This is a genomic window from Microcoleus sp. Pol7_A1 (genome assembly GCF_036701085.1).
Classification (GTDB): domain Bacteria; phylum Cyanobacteriota; class Cyanobacteriia; order Cyanobacteriales; family Microcoleaceae; genus Microcoleus; species Microcoleus asticus.
Map to the genome: position 1 here is coordinate 52541 of NZ_JAUBQD010000014.1, position 17380 is coordinate 69920.

Sequence of the window (17380 nt, forward strand, 5' to 3'; positions counted from 1 at the left end):
TAAAGTGCAAAAACAATTAACGATTAATCAAATTCCCTTTGTCAATCTCAAAAGTCAACACGCTTCTCTCAAGTCTGAGTTGCTGGCAGAAATTGGCGAAGTCATCGATGAGGGGAACTTTATTTTAGGCGAGCAAGTTGCTGAGTTTGAGCGTCAGTTTGCTCAATTGTGCGGTGTTCGTTATGCCATTGGCGTAAATTCTGGGACAGATGCTTTAATTTTCGCACTCAAAGCAATTGGTATTCGTTCCGGTGATGAAGTTATTACTGTTCCTAATTCTTTTGTGGCTTCAGCTAGCTGTATTCGCGTGCTTGGAGCTAGACCTGTATTCGTTGATGTGGGCGATGATTACAATATTGATCCCAGCCAAATTTCATCTGTCATTACCCCTAAGACCAAGGCAATTCTCCCAGTCCATCTTACAGGGCGACCTTGCGATATGGAGCCAATTTTAACACTTGCTCAAGAAAAAGGAATAGCCGTAGTGGAAGATGCTGCTCAAGCTGTACTGGCTGAGTATAAAGGTCAGCCAGTGGGTTCTTTTGGAACAGTGGGCTGTTTTAGCTTACATCCACTCAAAAACTTAAATGCTTGTGGAGATGGGGGAGTGTTAGTTACAGATAATCCAGAACTGCACGACAAGCTGAAAATAATGCGTAATATTGGCTTGCGTAGTCGCGATGACTGTGTTTTATGGTCTCACAATTCCCGTTTAGATACTTTACAAGCAGCAATTCTTTTAGTCAAATTGCGCTACCTCCAAGAATGGACACAGCGACGCCGGGAAAATGCTCGCTATTACCAAACTCAACTTGCTGGCATTCCTCAGATCCAAATCCCGTCAGAACGTGAGCGGGAAAAATGCGTGTACCACACCTTCGTCATCCAAGCTAAACGGCGCGATGAATTGCGCCAATTTTTGAGCGAGCGCGGTATTGGCACGGCAATTCACTATCCCGTACCAATTCATTTGTCTACAGCAGGCAAAGAATTAGGATACGCAGAAGGCAGTTTTCCGGTTGCAGAGATGCAGTCTAATCAAATTTTGAGTTTACCTATTTATCCAGAATTAACAGTTGCTCAACTTGATGAAGTCTGTCAGAACATTAAATTGTTCTATCAATATGTGTAATGTGTAGGTTTGAAAAACTTATCGCAAATAATGATATAATCCAATCTGGCATTCCTAACGTTTAAAACAGTCGTATCAGGAGGTTTAAATATGCCGAATAACATCAACTCATCAAACATTGCCTGTGCAGCTTGGGGCTGGAGAGAACTAGAAATACCGGAATATTTTCACTGGATAGCCAACCAAGGCATTCGCTCAGTAGAAGTCAATGCTCATCCACAAGCACCCAAACATCTTCTAGATAGTGGTAACGACGAATCAGTCGCCAAGATTGCTACTTGGGCAGAGGAAGCCGGAGTAGATATCATCTGTATAGCCGCACGAAATGATTTCACTATTCCCGACGAAATAGCTCTCGAAAAAGAGATTCAAAGAGTACAGCGTTTTATTGACATAGCTAAACAACTGGGGGCAAAATTCGTCCGCTTATTATCTGGTAGTCATAGAAACGATAACGTTCCGCCAGAGGTTTTTACTCGGCTTCACTATGCTTTTAACCAAATTGGTAATTACGCCGAAGAACAGGGTATTAAAATAACCATTGAAAATCACGGTGGTCCAACAGCAACAGGGCAGCGAGTTGCCAAGATTATGGAAGGCATCAAGAGTCCTGTTGTTGGAGTCAACTACGATCCTGCTAACTTTTTGAACCAGGGGACAGATCCTCTGATGGCACTACGCTACATCCTTCCTTGGGTAAACTACAGTCATTGGAAAGATGTCACATGGGCTAATGGCAGACCCCATTTCTGTGCTTTTGGAAAGGGAGAAATCGTTTGGGAACCTATTATCACAGAACTATTGAATGCAGGTTATCGAGGATACTGGGCAGTTGAGTACGAAGAACCAGCAGATGTTCAGCATGGCACTAAAGAGAGTTTGGATTATTTGTGCAAATTGTTACAAGAGTTTTGATTCCTGTTCTCAGTCACCTGATTTCTAATTTTTATAAGAGGATACTCGATTAAATGTCATTTTCTTTAGATGGACACGTTGCCTTAGTCACAGGAAGCAGTGCTGGGTTGGGGAAAGCGATCGCCTTGAGGCTAGGTTTAGCGGGTGCTAAAGTCGCCCTCAACTACAACAACAATGTATCGCGTGCAGAAAGTGCGCTGGCAGAGTTACGAGACCTTGGCTGTGAGGCTGTCCTCGTCAAGGGTGATGTAACCAATGAAGAAGATGTGACAGCGATTTACGAAGCGATCGCTACACAGTTAGGATCTGTAGATATTTTAGTCCTGAATGCAACCGGAAATCAGCCCCAAATACCCTTTGAAGAGTACACTTGGCAAGATTTCCAGACAATGATCGACTTTTTTATCAAGAGTCCTTTCTTGCTCACCCGTGCTTGCTTACCCGGAATGAAGGAGAAACAATGGGGACGAATTATCAATATCAGTAGCGATGTTTTTTTTCGGACAGTCAACAACTTCAGCGCTTATGTTACCGCTAAAGGCGGGCAAATCGGGTTCACCCGCAGCATGGCCACCGAACTTGCTCCATTTGGCATCACAGTAAATGCGATCGCTCCAGGGTGGATTCCTGTAGAACGTCACGAGACTACCACTCAGGAGAAAAAGGATGCTTACCAAGCAAGAGTTCCCATGCAGCGTTTTGGCACCCCACAGGATATTGCGGAAGCAGTGCTTTACTTCGCTAGTCAAGAGTCCCAATTTGTTACTGGACAGTATTTGTGTATCAATGGTGGTATATCTCTGATGTAAATCCAGATTTTTTGACACTAAAGAATTCATAGCCAACTCCTAATAGAAGCACAAATAAGATTGTCGAGGCTTGATATGAAATATTCCGAACATAAGACAAAGCTCTTACCTCCAGTGACAAAACCAAAATACGTTGTTTTTACAGATTTTGATGAAACTTATCTTGCTCACGAAAACAAAGAGTGTCATCAAAACGAGCAAAAAGAACTTGAGGAGTATTTACTAAACAACTCTCATGAAAAACAAATTATTTTTGGTTGGGTTACTGGCAGCAGTATAACTTCAGTCTTCTCTAAAATGAGTAGATATGAGTTAAGATTATTACCTCATTTTATTGCCAGTAGTTTAGGTACAGAACTGATATACTTCAATGAAAAACACTACGGTGAAAAAGATGAAACATGGGAAAGCCATCTCAGAAAAAGTGGGTTTTCAGATAAGTTAGTTAATAATTTAGTTAATATTTTGAAATTAGATGGAATAAATCTGACACCACAACCTCAAATAGCAGATTCTCATTTTTTAAAAAATTACTATTACTATCAACAAAACAAACAACTTGATAGACAGGCGATTTTAAAAATCAAATATTTAGCTAAAAATGCTGGGATTAAAGTAAATATTAGTCAATGTAATCCATTAGTTGGAGATCCCCAAAATTGCTATGATGTCGATTTTATCCCTTCAGGAACAGGGAAAAAACATATAGTTAATTTTATTTTAAACCAAACAAATGTAAACCATCAAAACTCTATAGCTTTTGGTGAAAGTGGCAATGATATCGAAATGCTTCAAGCAGTTGGACATGGTTATTTAGTTGGCAACGCTACAAGCGAAGCTAAAAAATTGCATTCTCAAATAGAAGATAATGAGTACACCAAAGGAATATTGTCTGTATTAAAAAGACTTATAAAGTAATTTATGAATTTAGGACTATTGCCAAAGTTAAATTTCAATCTTTGCTATGCCTAAAGATACAAGCTTTTTACCAGTAGTTTATGTAAATCTCAATTGGGGAAACAATTATCTTTTAATCAGGGATTATGCCGCAATACTTCGGGCAACTGCATACCAGCGAGCAGCCTTGGTCAATCCTGGGAGCAGTACAATCAATACAACAGAATCAGCGCCGTATCCTTTTCAAATGCGGCGACCCCTGCCTTGCTATTAGCGTGCTTGCACCAAACTTAATTCGGGTACGGATGACGCCAACTGGTCAATTCCTGCCTCATCGGTCATGGGCAGTCACACAAGCAGATGAAGAATGGCCTACTGTGCCGTTTGAGGTGCGAGAAACCGTAGATGCAGTAGAAATTCAGACAGAACAGCTTCGCGTTCTTGTTAACCAGAATCCTTGTCGTATCCAATGCTTCGACAAATCCGGACAACCCTTTGCTCAGGATACAGACCAGGCGATGGGGTGGCGGACTGGCGCTACTGCTGGGTGGAAACAAATTGAAGCTGACGAACATTTCTATGGCTTCGGCGAACCCACTGGTTTACTCGACCAACTGTCTAAAGTGAGAACTAATTGGACAAGTGATGCCATTGATTTCGGCATTCTTACAGACAGTATGTATCACGCGATTCCCTTTTTTATGGCGTTGCGTCCGGGAGTGGGGTATGGAGTTTTCTTCAACACCACATTTTGGAGTCGATTCGATCTAGGTGCAGAGCAACCTGGAGTCTGGCGGATGGAAACGCAAGCTAGCGAACTGGATTATTACATTATTTACGGCCCCGAACCCGCAAAAATTCTCGATACTTACACCCAGCTAACCGGACGGATGCCTATGCCGCCTCGATGGTCGCTTGGGTATCACCAGTGTCGCTGGAGTTACGAGTCACAAGATATAATCCGCAAATTAGCTAGTGAATTTCGTCAGCGCCAGATTCCCTGCGATGTCATCCACTTCGATATCGACTACATGAATGGGTACCGGATTTTTACCTGGAGTCCCAAGCGGTTCGCTAACCCGAAAGAATTGGTAGACGATCTCAAGCAGAATGGCTTTAAGGTGGTGCCAATTTCTGAACCTGGGGTGAAGTACGACCCAGAAGCCGATTATCAAGTCTTTGACGAGGGACTTAAGAACGACTATTTTATCCGCAAAACTAACGGTCAACTGTTTCACGGCTACGTTTGGCCTGATAAAGCCGTTTTTCCCGACTTCATGCGCTCTGAAGTCAGGGACTGGTGGGGAAATTTACAAAAAAGCCTAACCGACATCGGTGTTGCTGGTATCTGGAACGATATGAACGAACCCGCACTTGATGACCGACCGTTCGGCGACCCTGGTAACAAAATAACGTTTCCCCTCGATGCTCCGCAGGGCCCTATAGATGAGAAAACAAACCATGCAGAAACTCACAACCTCTACGGGTTGATGATGGCACAGGCATCTTATCAAGGGATGGAAAAGTCACGTCCGGGAGAGCGTGCTTTCTTCCTAACCCGCGCCGGATATGCTGGCATTCAACGTTGGTCAGCCGTATGGACGGGAGATAATCAATCTTTGTGGGAACACATGGAGATGTCCATCCCGATGCTTTGTAACCTGGGTTTATCGGGCGTCGCTTTTGTGGGTACGGATATTGGAGGGTTTGCTGGTAATGCGACGGCGGAATTATTTGCTCGTTGGATGCAGTTAGGAATGCTTTACCCGTTCATGCGGGGTCACTCGGCGCTAACTACAGCACAGCACGAACCTTGGGCATTTGGTGACCAGGTTGAAAAAATTTGTCGCGAATACATCGAACTCCGTTACCAATTGCTGCCCTACACATACACCCTCTTCTGGGAAGCGGCAACTACAGGAGCGCCAATTTTGCGCCCCTTGCTCTATCATTTTCCCAATGACCCGAAGACCTTCACTATCGCCGATCAGATAATGCTTGGCCCTTCGTTACTAGCAGCACCGATTTACCGTCCAGGTGTCGAACACCGTGCCGTCTATTTGCCGGAAGGTCGCTGGTACGACTGGTGGAGTGACGAGGTTTTTGAAGGGCCGATCGCTATCCTAGCCCACGCACCACTAGAGCGGATGCCATTATATGTCCGTGCAGGCTCGATTATTCCGATGGCACCAGTAATGCAATACGTAGATGAACGCCCGCTAGACGCTCTGACGCTTCGGATCTGGAGAGGCACAGGTCAGTTTACCCTTTATGAGGATGACGGTCATACTTTTGAGTACAAAACAGGTGCCTTTTGCACGACAACTTATCAAGTTCGTTCCGAAGGGCAACAAATTATTGTTGAGATTGGATCGCGAGAGGGTAGCTTTTTACCCGCAGGGCGTGAAACTATCGTGGAACTCGTCGGCATTGGTGAACAGCGCTTTGTCGATCGTGGCACCGCACAGCAGTTGACTTTTTCAATATAGAATACCAGTCCAGTCAGCAATTGAGAGGGCGATTTTTTTCGGGGAGATGGGGGTGCTATTTGTTGATTGAGTATGTACGGTAACTAGCCCGTACATACTCAATCCAACCCAAAAGCTACAAAGCTAAAAAGTTGTACTCTCGGTCTGAGTGCGACTCGTTCGCAGCCTAATTCATAAGCTGCGGTGAGAACGTCAAGGTAATACCTTGAAATCTTATAACTGTTCCTTGGATGAGGGTGTAAGTCCCTCCCTTCAAGGTTAGAAGTGACTCCTTATCTGTCCACACCGAGGATAATCACCAGAGTGAAGCTGGAGACAGGGCGCAATCAGAGCCGAAGCAGATTAAGCACACTGGCGCTAATAGGGGGATACTACGGTGAACTTAATGTGAAGCACCTAGAAAAGCGTCTTAGAGAGAAGCGAGAATCTGTAAAATCTCGACTTTATCCTGAATAAAAACCCGCAGCGACTTCAGACATTAGCTGCATAACCAAGGGTTGAGGGTAGACGAAATGGTGACACCTAAGGTATCAAGCAATCTAAGGAACGGAACGAGGAAAAACGTCATCAACTTCATAGGGCTGACAACCTATGTGGGGAGCCATGATTAAGCTTCTAACGGAAGATGATGGGTAGGATGGGGGAATATAAAATTGCCCCCGGCAATCGAGAAATCTAGCAATGGACTAGACCATGCTTAGACGAACGTTCTGGAATCTGCCCACAAGTAGATAATAGCAAAGGGATTGCTACTAGGATGTATCGAAGCAGAAGGGCAGGCTCCCAAGCCCGGAAAAAGGCTAAGAAAGAGTTAGACGGAACATAAGCCAAAAATAACGGAAAACGCTCTTTCATGCGAACAAGTTGGAAGGACTGAGGCTGTAACTGTCCAGCCGAAAGGGGAACACAAAGCTCCAAATGTTCAGAAGATTCAAGACGATGATTAGTGGAAGTCAATACCTGAAAAGGGCTGATGAACGGGGGATACCCCACAGGTTGCTAGGAGCCGGATGCGGTGAAAGTTGCACGTCCGGTTCTGAAGGAGAGGTGCATCACAGTAATGTGGACATCGACTCTAACTGTAGGTGAAAGTCCTGGTAGTTGACGGGGTGACAACAAGAGTCTAAACATTGATAAAATCAAGGACATAGCCCTTAGACCCCTCTGAAAAAACGGTAGTTTATTGCGCCTAATTCTCATTGATTCAGTAATAATATCTTGACTTGCATTCCATTCCAATTACCCAACATTGACGCCAACAATCCTATCCAAAAACTACTATGACGACGTATCGAGCGCCCGCACTCAGTTACCCTACCTACATATTTTTGCACTCCCATTTTCTTGATTTTTTGACCTTGTATTATCGCACAACTGTAGGCGAGCGCTATTAATAATATTAAACTGCTTAATCGTTGGTTAGTAGCGTGACTTCTCTCTAAATTATAACCACCAGTCTTATAATCTTTAAACATCGCTTCAATCCCACTGCGACATTTGAAAGTATCGATCGATTGTTTTAAACTGCCGATATTAGTCAAAAGATACCAACCTTGGCGTTGCATAATGGAAGTATGAATTGAGGTCAATTGACGATGCAATTCCCAGAATGCGGTTGCACCCATATCCGTAAAAATGGGAAAAAACAAGGTAAACACTCATCACATTTGTGTTGCTTGTGGTCGCCAGTTCATCGAGGGGTACGAACCAGCGAAAGGCTACTCAGATGAAGTCAAACGAGAATGCCTGAAAATGTATGTTAACGGCATGGGCTTTCGGGGTATCGAACGAGGTCATTGCGTGTGCATCACACGACGGTCATTACTTGGGTCAAGCGCGTGGGACAACTACTGCCTGATGCTTACGAACCAGAGACTGTTCCCCTGGTAGGTGAGCTAGATGAATTAGAAACGTTTGTCGGTTCAAAAAAAACTTGCATCTGGCTGTGGACGGCGGTTGACCACTTCAAGCAAGGGATCTTAGGCTGGGTCTTAGGTGACCGAGCGTGCACAAACGTTTCGACCGTTGTGGGCAATTGTGCAGGCATGGCAGTGCTATTTTTATGTCACTGATGGATGGTTTATCCAGGCTTTATTCCAGACGGCGACAAGATTGTCAGCAAGACATACATGACACGGGTTGAGGGGAAAACACAAGGCTTAGACACTCCGCGAGCTCGACTGCATCGCAAGACACTATGCTATTCCAAATCAGAAGAACTAATGAGACACTCAATTAGATTGTTACTGCATTATCTGAAATTCTGGGATGTTCCGGTTCCTCAATAATTCATACCGCTATTCAGCAACGCCTTTTTTTCTAGTTCTACTACTCTCGATTTTAATTGCTCTATAGCCTTCGCCTGCTCAATAATTATCTCTACCAGTTGCTCCGTAGCCAACTGGTTCAATATTTCACTCTCTAGTTTGAGAGGCGACTCTTTTTTCATAATTCTCATAATCTCCCTTCAGTATCATCTTTGTCAATACCCTCTGACCTGAATCCTTACGGGAATAGTTTGGTACTATATTTGTAATAATAATTACACCTATTATCCCATACAGACTCCGGCACCGCTGTTTGAAGTAGTTGATAACCGAGTTTCTAAGTATTGGCAGTTTATGCTTGACCCAAATGGGGTGTTAAGGTTTGCTTTTGAGCAGTGGTTTACTGACCCTTGTTTTTATGATAAGCTGACAGACCAAGAAGAGGCGAAGGTTGAGATTTTTGAGAAGGTTAAGGAATTGATGGATGCTGAGGATTTTACTTTGCCTCCGCTGGATGTTGCAGTTGAGAAGTTGCGGGAAACTGTCAGTGTTTGAGTGGAAAAGTGCGATGATCGCAAATTGTTTCTTGACCACCTTGACTCACATACCTTCAAATGGTATTAAATAGGAATCAGCCTAATTTTGTAAAAAATGAAGGATAAAATAGAATCCAATAATAACTATGAGACAGTCGGTGATGAGGATGTTCTGTTATTCCATGAAGCTACTTTTATGGTGCGCCGATTTAAAGAGCTAGCCGCTAGCCAGTTTAGTAAGATAGTTGAGATTTATGTAGAAAAGGGGGGATATAGCCCGAGGAAAATGATGGATTGGATGAGTGAACTGTCTATTAATGAAGAGACGAAAATTATGGGAGGGGATATAAGCTGGAACTCCCCTCAAGAAGGAATAGATTGTCAAGTTCTCAAAATTGGTTCCAAGGGTTGGGAAAAAGGAAAGGTTCAAATCGAGGTTAATAAAAATTTAAAGTCTGGGGAAACGCAGACATCTATAAAGTTTTGTCCTGATGAACCACTAGAACCAAAATCGCCTTTAGATGATATCAGACAATCCGAGGAATACAAAAAACTGAGCAATAATCACTGACAGCCCGAGCGCGATTACAATACAATAATCGATCGCACTTATATCTGAATCTTAGATTTTCAACCGCAGATGAGGGCAGATGTAGGCGGATGAACGCTGATGTTTTTTGGGGATGGACTAATGATAAATATAGAAGAATATGTCGATCGCACGGCTGAACTGATAAACTTACCCTTAGACCCGGAACACCGCCCCGGTGTTGTGGTAAACTTCGAGAGGATAGCTGCGATCGCCCGACTCGTTACTGAATTCCCTTTACCCCCAGAAGTAGAAGTCGCGCCGGTGTTTGAACCTTAGATTTTTAAGCGCAGATGAGGGCAGATGAACGCAGATGAACGCAGATGTTTTTTAGAGAAGGCTGATGCGGTTGCTACGGCAGCGGCTGTTAAATGTGGTAAGGTTACGGCTGCAGAGGCGGTAAGTGCTGCTTTGGAACGGATTGCTGTTAAGGATAAAGCTTTTAATTGCTTTACTGCCATCACTGCATCAAGCGCACTCGCAGCAGCCGAAAATATAGATAGTTCGATCGCAAATAACCAAAACCCAGGCCCTTTAGCAGGCGTTCCCTTCGCAGTCAAAAACCTGTTCGATATCGGCGGAATTACTACTCTAGCAGGGTCAAAAATCAACGCTGACAATCCTCCGGCTACCCAGGACGCGGCGGTGGTCGCCCGACTCAAACAAGCCGGGGCTGTGCTCGTGGGTACTCTTAACATGGACGAGTACGCCTACGGTTTCGTCACGGAAAACAGCCACTACGGGCCGACTCGCAATCCCCGCGATACTGCGCGCATCGCCGGCGGTTCCAGCGGCGGTTCCGCAGCAGCAGTCGCCGCGGGTTTTTTACCTATCACCCTCGGTTCTGATACTAACGGTTCCATCCGCGTACCGGCTGCTTTGTGCGGTGTCTTTGGGTTTAAGCCTACTTACGGCCGTTTGTCCAGGGCTGGCGCTTATTTATTTTCGGGTAGTTTGGATTGTGTGGGGCCGTTTGGGCGATCGCTCAGAGATATGGCGCTGCTGTACGATATCATGCAAGGCCCTGATTCTCGTGACCCAGTTTGCACTCAACGCCCGCCAGAAGTTTGTTCGCCGCAGTTAAATCAAGGCATCGAAGGATTGCGAATTGCTGTTGCTGACGGGTATTTCGCTACAGGGGCCGAACCGGAAGCAATGGATGCTGTAGAAATAGTTGCTAAAGCCTTGACAAATGTCTTGAATTGTGGTAATAACACAGAAAAAACAACAAACCCCCCAAAAATAGGGGGGCTTGCAACTGTCACCATACCGGAATCCGATCGCGCCCGGGCTGCGGCATTTATCATTACCGCTTGCGAGGGGGGAAACTTGCATTTAGACAATTTGCGATCGCGCCCTCAAGACTTCGATCCTGCCACGCGCGATCGCTTTTTAGCGGGAACCCTGATCCCTGCGGCTTGGTACTTGCAAGCCCAGAGATTCAGACAGTGGTACCGCGATCGAATTCGCGAAATATTCCAACACACAGACATCATCCTCGCACCCGCAACCCCGATAGCTGCCCCTGAAATTGGCGTCGAGAAAATGGTAATAGCCGGACAAGAAATCTTAGTGCGTCCCAATCTCGGACTGTTCACCCAACCCCTATCATTTATTGGCTTGCCCGTTCTTTGCGTGCCCGTACAGCGGCCCGGCGCTTTGCCCTTGGGGGTACAAATTATTGGTGCTCCCTACAGCGAAGCGGTGATTCTCCGAGTCGCTGCGGTACTAGAATCGCAAGGCATTATATCTGCCGAATCAATTTAGTGCTAATAATTCTAGGGCTTGTTATTGCGGTGAAAGCGTCTCTTAGTCCTTCTGGCAATAGCTTTGCGCTTCTGCTTTTCCAACGGGGTTTCAAAGTGGCGGTGCTTTCTCATGTCGGGGAAAATTCCCGCTTTGGAAACTTGTCGCTTAAACCGTCGCAGGGCTGACTCAATCCCTTCATTTTCGCCTATTACAACTTGGGTCATTATTTCTCCTTAGTGTTTGTCAGATCAAGTTTTATCATATCAAGGTTTTTGACCGCGCGACCTGTTGAAGGTCGGGCGATCGGCCAAAACCCCAAAATTATACCAAATCCGCTGCCATCACCGCTCTTGATTCTTTAGTCCGCGCAGGCGGACTTTGTATGTCAAAGCGCGACTTATATTCGCGCGGTTGAATCGGTTTGGGCTATCAACTGATTTTCCTGCCGCAGGTAAGCTTGAATAAACGGGTCTAATTCGCCGTTCATCACATCTTCGATGGCGGTTGTTTCTACCCCAGTACGCAAATCCTTGACCATTTGGTATGGGTGAAAAACATAATTGCGAATTTGGTTGCCCCAAGCCGCCTCCACCATGTCGCCGCGAATCTCGGCAATTTCCGAAGCCCGCTGTTCCTTAGCAATCACCAACAGCCTAGCCTTGAGTAATGCCAGAGCTTTTTCCTTATTTTGCAACTGACTGCGTTCTTCTGTGCAGCGGACGGCCAAGCCAGTAGGAAGGTGAACGATGCGGACTGCGGTTTCTACCTTGTTAACGTTTTGCCCGCCCTTGCCACCAGCGCGGGAAGTCGTGATTTCCAAATCTTTTTCGGGAATGTCCAACTTGACGGATCGATCGAGAATTGGCATCACTTCGACGCCCGCAAAACTGGTTTGACGCTTGTCGTTAGCATTAAAAGGCGAAATTCTGACCAAGCGGTGAGTGCCTTTTTCCGATCGCATATAACCGTAAGCGTAGCGGCCGACAATTTCCAAAGAAGCCGATTTAACACCTGCTTCCTCTCCCTCGGAAATTTCCATTAAATGTACTTTGTAACCTTGGCTTTCCCCCCAGCGGGTGTACATCCGCAGCAGCATTTCGGCCCAATCTTGAGCATCTGTGCCGCCGGCCCCGGCGTTAATTGTCAAAACAGCGCCGCCTTCGTCGTAGGGCCCAGATAGTAATTGTTGCAGTTCCCACTGGTCGAGTTCGCGGGTTAACTGAGAAAGACTCGATGAGGCTTCTTGGAACAGGGACTCGTCGGCTTCTAACTCCAGCAGTTCTAAAATAGCTTTAGCATCTTCCAAGCTCGTTTGCCAGCCGCGATATTGGTCTAAATGAGATTTGAAGTCATTAAGTTCTTGGAGGGTTTCTTGAGCTCGATCTTGGTCGTCCCAAAATGCTGGTTGGGCGCAGATTTGCTCTAAGTCTTGAATTTTGGCTGTAAGTGCGGGGATGTCAAAGATAGTCCTGGGTTGCACCCAGTCGATCGGACAAAGTTTCGATATTGTGTTTGATGTCTAGAACTTCCACTGTTAGTTCTCCGGCGTTGTGGGGTGTATTTTTGATTTTAGCTGAAATTGGGATCTTTCAACAAAATGTTATTGCTTCTTCCTAATTAGATATAGTGCGAACCCGTTGAATTAAAAACTTTACCGCATTAAAAATTCAAAATTCAAAAAAAGCAAAAAAAGTTGCTATAATCTAAAATCAGGTTAACGATCTCGATGGGAGTTAACTGCCATGATTTCCCCAGAACTAAAATTAAGCTTGCCGTCCACCGAAGACCTGCCATGTTCGGACGATACCCCTGTGGATAACGAAGACCAGAATCTGCTGCCGAACCTATTGTTGTTTGTCCTGACCAGCATTTGGTCGGCTCGCATGGATTGGTACTTTGGGGTGGATATGGCGGTGTATCACACCACAGGAATAAGTCCCAAAGTGCCTGTCGTCCCCGACGGGTTTCTTAGTTTGGGGGTGGAGCGCCGAAAAGGGGGCAAATCTCGCCGCAGCTATGCTGTCTGGGAAGAAAACGAGGTTGTGCCGATCTTAGCATTGGAAATGGTGTCTCACAAACCCGGTGGAGAGTACGACGATAAAATGTCGATTTATGCCGGGTTAGGGGTTTTGTACTACATTATTTACAACCCCGAATTTTGGCGGCGCGATCGGCATCAACCGTTTGAAGTGTACAAGCTGATTGACGGGCAGTATCGGCAGCAGATTGGCGAACCCTATTGGATGCCAGAAGTAGGACTGGGTATGGGGCGCTCTGGGCAAGTTATCGGGGGCATCGAGCAAGAAATTCTGGTTTGGTACGACGAGTCAGGAAATGCCTATCCCCTGCCGGATGCAGCGGCGGGGCAGATGCGCGAGCAGTTGAGGGTAGAACGACAGCGAGCCGAGGGTCTGCAACAGCGAGCCGAACGCCTAGCAGAGTATTTGCGATCGCAAGGGATCGATCCTGATAACCTACCTGAAATCTAACTTGAAATGCGATCGGCTTCACCGCATTCTTCCTTCTTTCTTGTGACAACTGTCAACTGTCAACTGTCAACTGACTTCTTCCTTCTTAGATATACTGCGAACCTGTTGAATTGAAAGTTTTACCGCATTCGTGAGCGCATACGTCCAACCTTTTAGAACAGGAAAAACTTTTTGTGAGGTCTTCGCGAAACCAATCTCTGGCGATCGCATCTTTCACAGATTGAGTTCTGAGAGAATTAAAACCATTTCCGTACTTTTCAATTAAAGCCAGCATTTGCGGTCTGTAAGTGTGGTTATAAACAGCGTATTTAGTATGGCTTACCCAACAGCAAGGCCAGAGTTCCGCTTCAAAACTGATGAAAATCTCTTTGGTGGCTTGAGTTTGACAGCTAATTTCTACATTGCGGTAGTAATTATTTAGGCTGCCAAATGTTTCTACAGCTTGGATAAATTGGTCTCCCTGGGGATTTTTATATTGTTCCAACGATGGGGGTTGAAGTTCTTCGCTAGCTGGCTTTGATGGGACAGAAGGAGTTGGTTCTGGTGCTTGAGAGGTTTCGATAGCTATAGCTTGATACCAAGCATAGTTTGCTTTTTCTGGTTGCCCCAACTGCATCAACACTTTAGCTAAATTGCGATAAGCTCCGGCAAAATTGGGTTTAAGCTCGATCGCCTTTTGGTAATAAGCACTAGCTGGCTGCCACTGTTGCTGTTGAGCATAAAGACTGCCTACATTAGCATAAACTTCTGGAAAATTAGGCTGAATTTTTAGGGCTTTTGCGTAACAGTCTGCTGCTGCTTGCATCTTCCCCAAACCTTGAACAGCATTGCCTAATGTTTTCCAGGCTGCTGCAAAATTAGGTTGAATTTTTAGGGCTTTTTGGCTGGCTGCGATCGCATCTGACAGTTGCCCTTGTTTCAAGCATTCCTCAGCTTGTCGGTGGAACTGAAGCGCGGCCTGTTCTTGATGCTGAGGGGCTGCTAAATTAGCTGTTGCTGGTTGGTTTTGGCGATCGCTCTTAGCATCTACCTGAGAGTTTTCTGCCTTCTGAGGCTGTTGATTGGCGGACTCTTTGTCATAAATCTCTTTCGCCACAAAACGAGAGGTAGCTTTCGGTACAAACTCGACAAATCCTAATTGTTGGGCTAAATCCCGTGCTGCTTCTACTTGGTGCTGGTTGTGTTCAAATATCAAGTAGTGCCATACAGCTTTTCCGCCAGCTTGGATAAAGGCATTAACCGACTGCATTATCCTGTCCCAGTTGGTATTTTGGCGGTAGATGCTGTTAGTATCGGCCAACCCGTCGATACTAAAAATTACGCGATCGTGTTCTCCTGTCATCGCCTTTGCCAGGGCTTGCCACCAGTCAGGATTGCGTCCGCTACCGTTGGTGTACAGGCTGATATGAGGAACTCCCATGCGGTGCAAATACTCGATCGCCGGAATTGTAGTATTGCTAGTCATAGCATCGCCGTAGTTGCCGCACATATACACCAAATCCAACTGAGAGCAAAAATCTTTTGGGAAAATTCTTTCAATATCCTCCATCTTTAATTCCGCCCCCGGCAAAATCGGGTTGCCGGTGCGGGGACACTGGGGGCAAGCTGCATTGCACCGGGAGGTAATTTCTACGCTGACTATCTTGATATCTTCATATTTTAAGTACATGAGTTTTCCCCAATTAATTCGTGATTAATATTGAAATCGCGAGCGACACAATTAGATAACAAGAGCTTTGATTGAGTGATTAAAAAATAACATTATACCTCATGTCTGCAGGCTTGGAACATAATATAATTTTTTTTTATAATAGACAGAGGACGCAATGAGGACTATCTTGATTCGCAATCTTAATCAAAAACCGCGGCCGGATATCGATCGAGCCGCGGTTTTTTTTTAAGCTAAAGTTTCAATTATTAATCGCGGCTGTTGATAGCAATCAGCAGGCGCAGAATAAAGATGAACAAGTTGATGTAGGTCAAGTACATCGACAGAGCAGCGGGCAAATACTGGTCGTCGCGGTAGCTGCGGGGTAATATGTAAAAATCGACGATCGCAGCGCCGGCGAACAGAAATACGCCGATGCCGGAAATGCCAATTTCCAACCAAGTTGGGGTGTAGATGCCAAATACAGAGAGCAGAACCTGACCGACAACGACGACGAACAAAGCAATGACACCTAAACTGATAGTTTTGGTGAGGGCCATGCCGTCTGTTTCGGACAAGTTGGAGCCAATTTGGCGGGCGGCGATAAAGGTAATGCCGCAGCCGAGTGCTGCAAAACCGATCCCGGAGATGCCGACGCCTTGGGTTCTGAGGGCTGTAAATACCAATCCGCTGAGGGTGTAGCCGGAAAGCAGGCTGTAGGTTGCCAGCAGGGGCAAAGCGGTATTTTTGTTGCCTTGTTCGGCGGCACCGCGGGCGACGAAGAACAGAATTAATTCTACGACGATCGCGGCGATGAAGGTGGGAAAGAAGATCCCGGGATAGTTGCGGATCACTCCGAGACCGCCGTAGGCGCCGACAGCAGTTAAGACGAGTCCGCCGCCCACGAAGGGGAGAGCGTTGGAGATGACGTTGGGACCTACGAGGGCGTGGTTTTTCGCCTCGCGCACGGCTTCGCGAAAATTGCTTGTGTTACTCACGAGGATTTACCTAATTTTGGCTGAGAATTGCTATCTATATTTTGACAGCTTTACAGTTTGTTTGCAAAACCTGAAAGAGTTTAAAGATTTGATAAAGAACCGGGGTGAAATCACTCCAAAGCAGGGATCGATTGTTTATAATCGACTGCGTACAAGTCTGTGCCGTGTTGCCCTCTCGCACCGTTGCGCGTCGCTGCAGAGCTATAATTAAGGTTCAAGGGCCGGCGCTATCTGCGGGAGGGGCAAGCTGAGAGTGGATGGAATCGCAGATAGGCCAGATCGATCAATTTTGGATTTGGGATTTACGATTTGGGATTGAGGACTCTATGCTAGAAGCAGGGGCCGCAGTTGATTTTAGGTTTTTGATTTGGGGCTTAGTTGAAACTAGGGACAGGAAACCCCAATAATCTCAAATCTCAAATCTCAAATCGCTTGGGTTAGTTGCTAAGGTAGCTCAGACAGGGAAGGCCCAAAAAATTAACGATCGAGAGATCGAGTTCGATCGACAAAATGCTAAACAGGTAATGTCCAATGCCCACCTTTTTTCCTAGCAAATTATTGCCAACTGCCGCCGGAATTTTATTGGCTGCCGCCGCTGTGATTTCAGGCAGTCAAGCTGCCCTTGCAGCTAATGTCCAAGCCGTTTCTACCGCTGCTTCATGGCAGGGTTCAGAAAATTTGTTGCTGGCTCAAATCAGTCAACTCCGCGACGGTACAACTTCTCCAAGCCCTAGCCCGGGAACCGTAACGCCGGTGCCTCTGCCCGTAAGAATTCCTGAGCCTTCGACCGTGGTAGGGTTGGGTTTAATTGCGGGTTCGCTGGCGGTGACTCGCCGGAGAGTGAGAGTTAAAAATTAGACTT

The 17380-nt window shown here is 45.9% G+C and carries 17 protein-coding genes and 1 pseudogene; 12 read left to right on the top strand and 6 right to left on the bottom strand.

Going from position 1 to position 17380, the window contains the following annotated elements; translation table 11 throughout:
- The first annotated feature begins 4 nt into the window (after positions 1 to 4).
- The 5 genes from QUA20_RS10870 to QUA20_RS10890 all read left to right on the top strand — a co-directional run bounded on the left by QUA20_RS10870 (position 5) and on the right by QUA20_RS10890 (position 6242).
- Positions 5 to 1132, top strand: coding sequence for a DegT/DnrJ/EryC1/StrS family aminotransferase (locus tag QUA20_RS10870; protein WP_333188668.1), 1128 nt, complete (start codon positions 5 to 7; stop codon positions 1130 to 1132).
- Positions 1133 to 1222: 90 nt separating this feature from the next.
- A complete protein-coding gene (locus tag QUA20_RS10875; RefSeq protein WP_333188670.1) occupies positions 1223 to 2047 on the top strand; it encodes a sugar phosphate isomerase/epimerase family protein in 825 nt (274 codons plus the stop codon).
- Between the two features lie 53 nt (positions 2048 to 2100).
- Entirely contained in the window at positions 2101 to 2856 is a 756-nt protein-coding gene (locus QUA20_RS10880; RefSeq protein WP_333188672.1) for a 3-oxoacyl-ACP reductase family protein, read from the top strand.
- Between the two features lie 75 nt (positions 2857 to 2931).
- The gene (locus QUA20_RS10885) at positions 2932 to 3774 is read left to right on the top strand and encodes an HAD-IIB family hydrolase (protein ID WP_333188674.1); all 843 of its coding nucleotides are present in this window, start codon (positions 2932 to 2934) and stop codon (positions 3772 to 3774) included.
- Between the two features lie 125 nt (positions 3775 to 3899).
- Positions 3900 to 6242 (top strand): glycoside hydrolase family 31 protein, encoded by a 2343-nt coding sequence (locus QUA20_RS10890; RefSeq protein WP_333188676.1) that lies wholly within the window; start codon positions 3900 to 3902, stop codon positions 6240 to 6242.
- Positions 6243 to 7438: 1196 nt separating this feature from the next.
- Here QUA20_RS10890 and QUA20_RS10895 read toward each other — a convergent pair.
- The gene (locus QUA20_RS10895) at positions 7439 to 7867 is read right to left on the bottom strand and encodes a hypothetical protein (protein ID WP_333188678.1); all 429 of its coding nucleotides are present in this window, start codon (positions 7865 to 7867) and stop codon (positions 7439 to 7441) included.
- 213 nt (positions 7868 to 8080) lie between these two features.
- On the opposite strand from QUA20_RS10895, the pseudogene QUA20_RS10900 reads away from it, so the two are divergent.
- Positions 8081 to 8530, top strand: a pseudogene (locus QUA20_RS10900) (IS1 family transposase).
- Here the strand turns inward: QUA20_RS10900 and QUA20_RS10905 are convergent.
- A complete protein-coding gene (locus QUA20_RS10905; RefSeq protein WP_333188680.1) occupies positions 8524 to 8700 on the bottom strand; it encodes a hypothetical protein in 177 nt (58 codons plus the stop codon). The pseudogene QUA20_RS10900 and the gene QUA20_RS10905 overlap by 7 nt on opposite strands.
- A 163-nt stretch (positions 8701 to 8863) precedes the next feature.
- Here QUA20_RS10905 and QUA20_RS10910 point away from each other — a divergent pair, with 163 nt between their 5' ends.
- The 4 genes from QUA20_RS10910 (at position 8864) to QUA20_RS10925 (ending at position 11401) form a co-directional block, all read left to right on the top strand.
- A complete protein-coding gene (locus QUA20_RS10910) occupies positions 8864 to 9064 on the top strand; it encodes a hypothetical protein (protein ID WP_333188682.1) in 201 nt (66 codons plus the stop codon).
- Between the two features lie 96 nt (positions 9065 to 9160).
- Entirely contained in the window at positions 9161 to 9616 is a 456-nt protein-coding gene (locus QUA20_RS10915) for a KGK domain-containing protein (protein ID WP_333188684.1), read from the top strand.
- Between the two features lie 120 nt (positions 9617 to 9736).
- Positions 9737 to 9913 (top strand): DUF4089 domain-containing protein, encoded by a 177-nt coding sequence (locus QUA20_RS10920; RefSeq protein ID WP_193974111.1) that lies wholly within the window; start codon positions 9737 to 9739, stop codon positions 9911 to 9913.
- 24 nt (positions 9914 to 9937) lie between these two features.
- Positions 9938 to 11401, top strand: a complete 1464-nt coding sequence (locus tag QUA20_RS10925) for an AtzE family amidohydrolase (RefSeq protein WP_333188686.1) — start codon at positions 9938 to 9940, stop codon at positions 11399 to 11401.
- Between the two features lie 11 nt (positions 11402 to 11412).
- Here QUA20_RS10925 and rpsU read toward each other — a convergent pair whose 3' ends face one another.
- Positions 11413 to 11607 carry a 30S ribosomal protein S21 gene (gene rpsU, locus QUA20_RS10930; RefSeq protein ID WP_006632476.1) on the bottom strand — a complete coding sequence of 65 codons (195 nt, stop codon included), beginning with the start codon at positions 11605 to 11607 and terminating at the stop codon, positions 11413 to 11415.
- Between the two features lie 173 nt (positions 11608 to 11780).
- Positions 11781 to 12915 (bottom strand): peptide chain release factor 2 gene (gene prfB / locus QUA20_RS10935; RefSeq protein ID WP_333188688.1). Its coding sequence is split into 2 segments (ribosomal slippage): positions 11781 to 12842 and positions 12844 to 12915, totalling 1134 coding nucleotides; the frame shifts between segments, so codons are not numbered across the junction.
- Between the two features lie 210 nt (positions 12916 to 13125).
- On the opposite strand from prfB, the gene QUA20_RS10940 reads away from it, so the two are divergent.
- The gene (locus QUA20_RS10940) at positions 13126 to 13872 is read left to right on the top strand and encodes a Uma2 family endonuclease (protein ID WP_333188690.1); all 747 of its coding nucleotides are present in this window, start codon (positions 13126 to 13128) and stop codon (positions 13870 to 13872) included.
- An 85-nt stretch (positions 13873 to 13957) separates the two neighbouring features.
- Here the strand turns inward: QUA20_RS10940 and QUA20_RS10945 are convergent, their stop codons facing one another.
- Both QUA20_RS10945 and QUA20_RS10950 read right to left on the bottom strand, forming a co-directional pair.
- Positions 13958 to 15541, bottom strand: coding sequence for a tetratricopeptide repeat protein (locus tag QUA20_RS10945; RefSeq protein ID WP_333188692.1), 1584 nt, complete (start codon positions 15539 to 15541; stop codon positions 13958 to 13960).
- A 248-nt stretch (positions 15542 to 15789) separates the two neighbouring features.
- Positions 15790 to 16518, bottom strand: coding sequence for a Bax inhibitor-1 family protein (locus tag QUA20_RS10950; RefSeq protein ID WP_172191479.1), 729 nt, complete (start codon positions 16516 to 16518; stop codon positions 15790 to 15792).
- Positions 16519 to 17049: 531 nt separating this feature from the next.
- Here QUA20_RS10950 and QUA20_RS10955 point away from each other — a divergent pair.
- A complete protein-coding gene (locus QUA20_RS10955) occupies positions 17050 to 17376 on the top strand; it encodes a PEP-CTERM sorting domain-containing protein (protein WP_333188695.1) in 327 nt (108 codons plus the stop codon).
- Positions 17377 to 17380 lie beyond the last annotated feature (4 nt).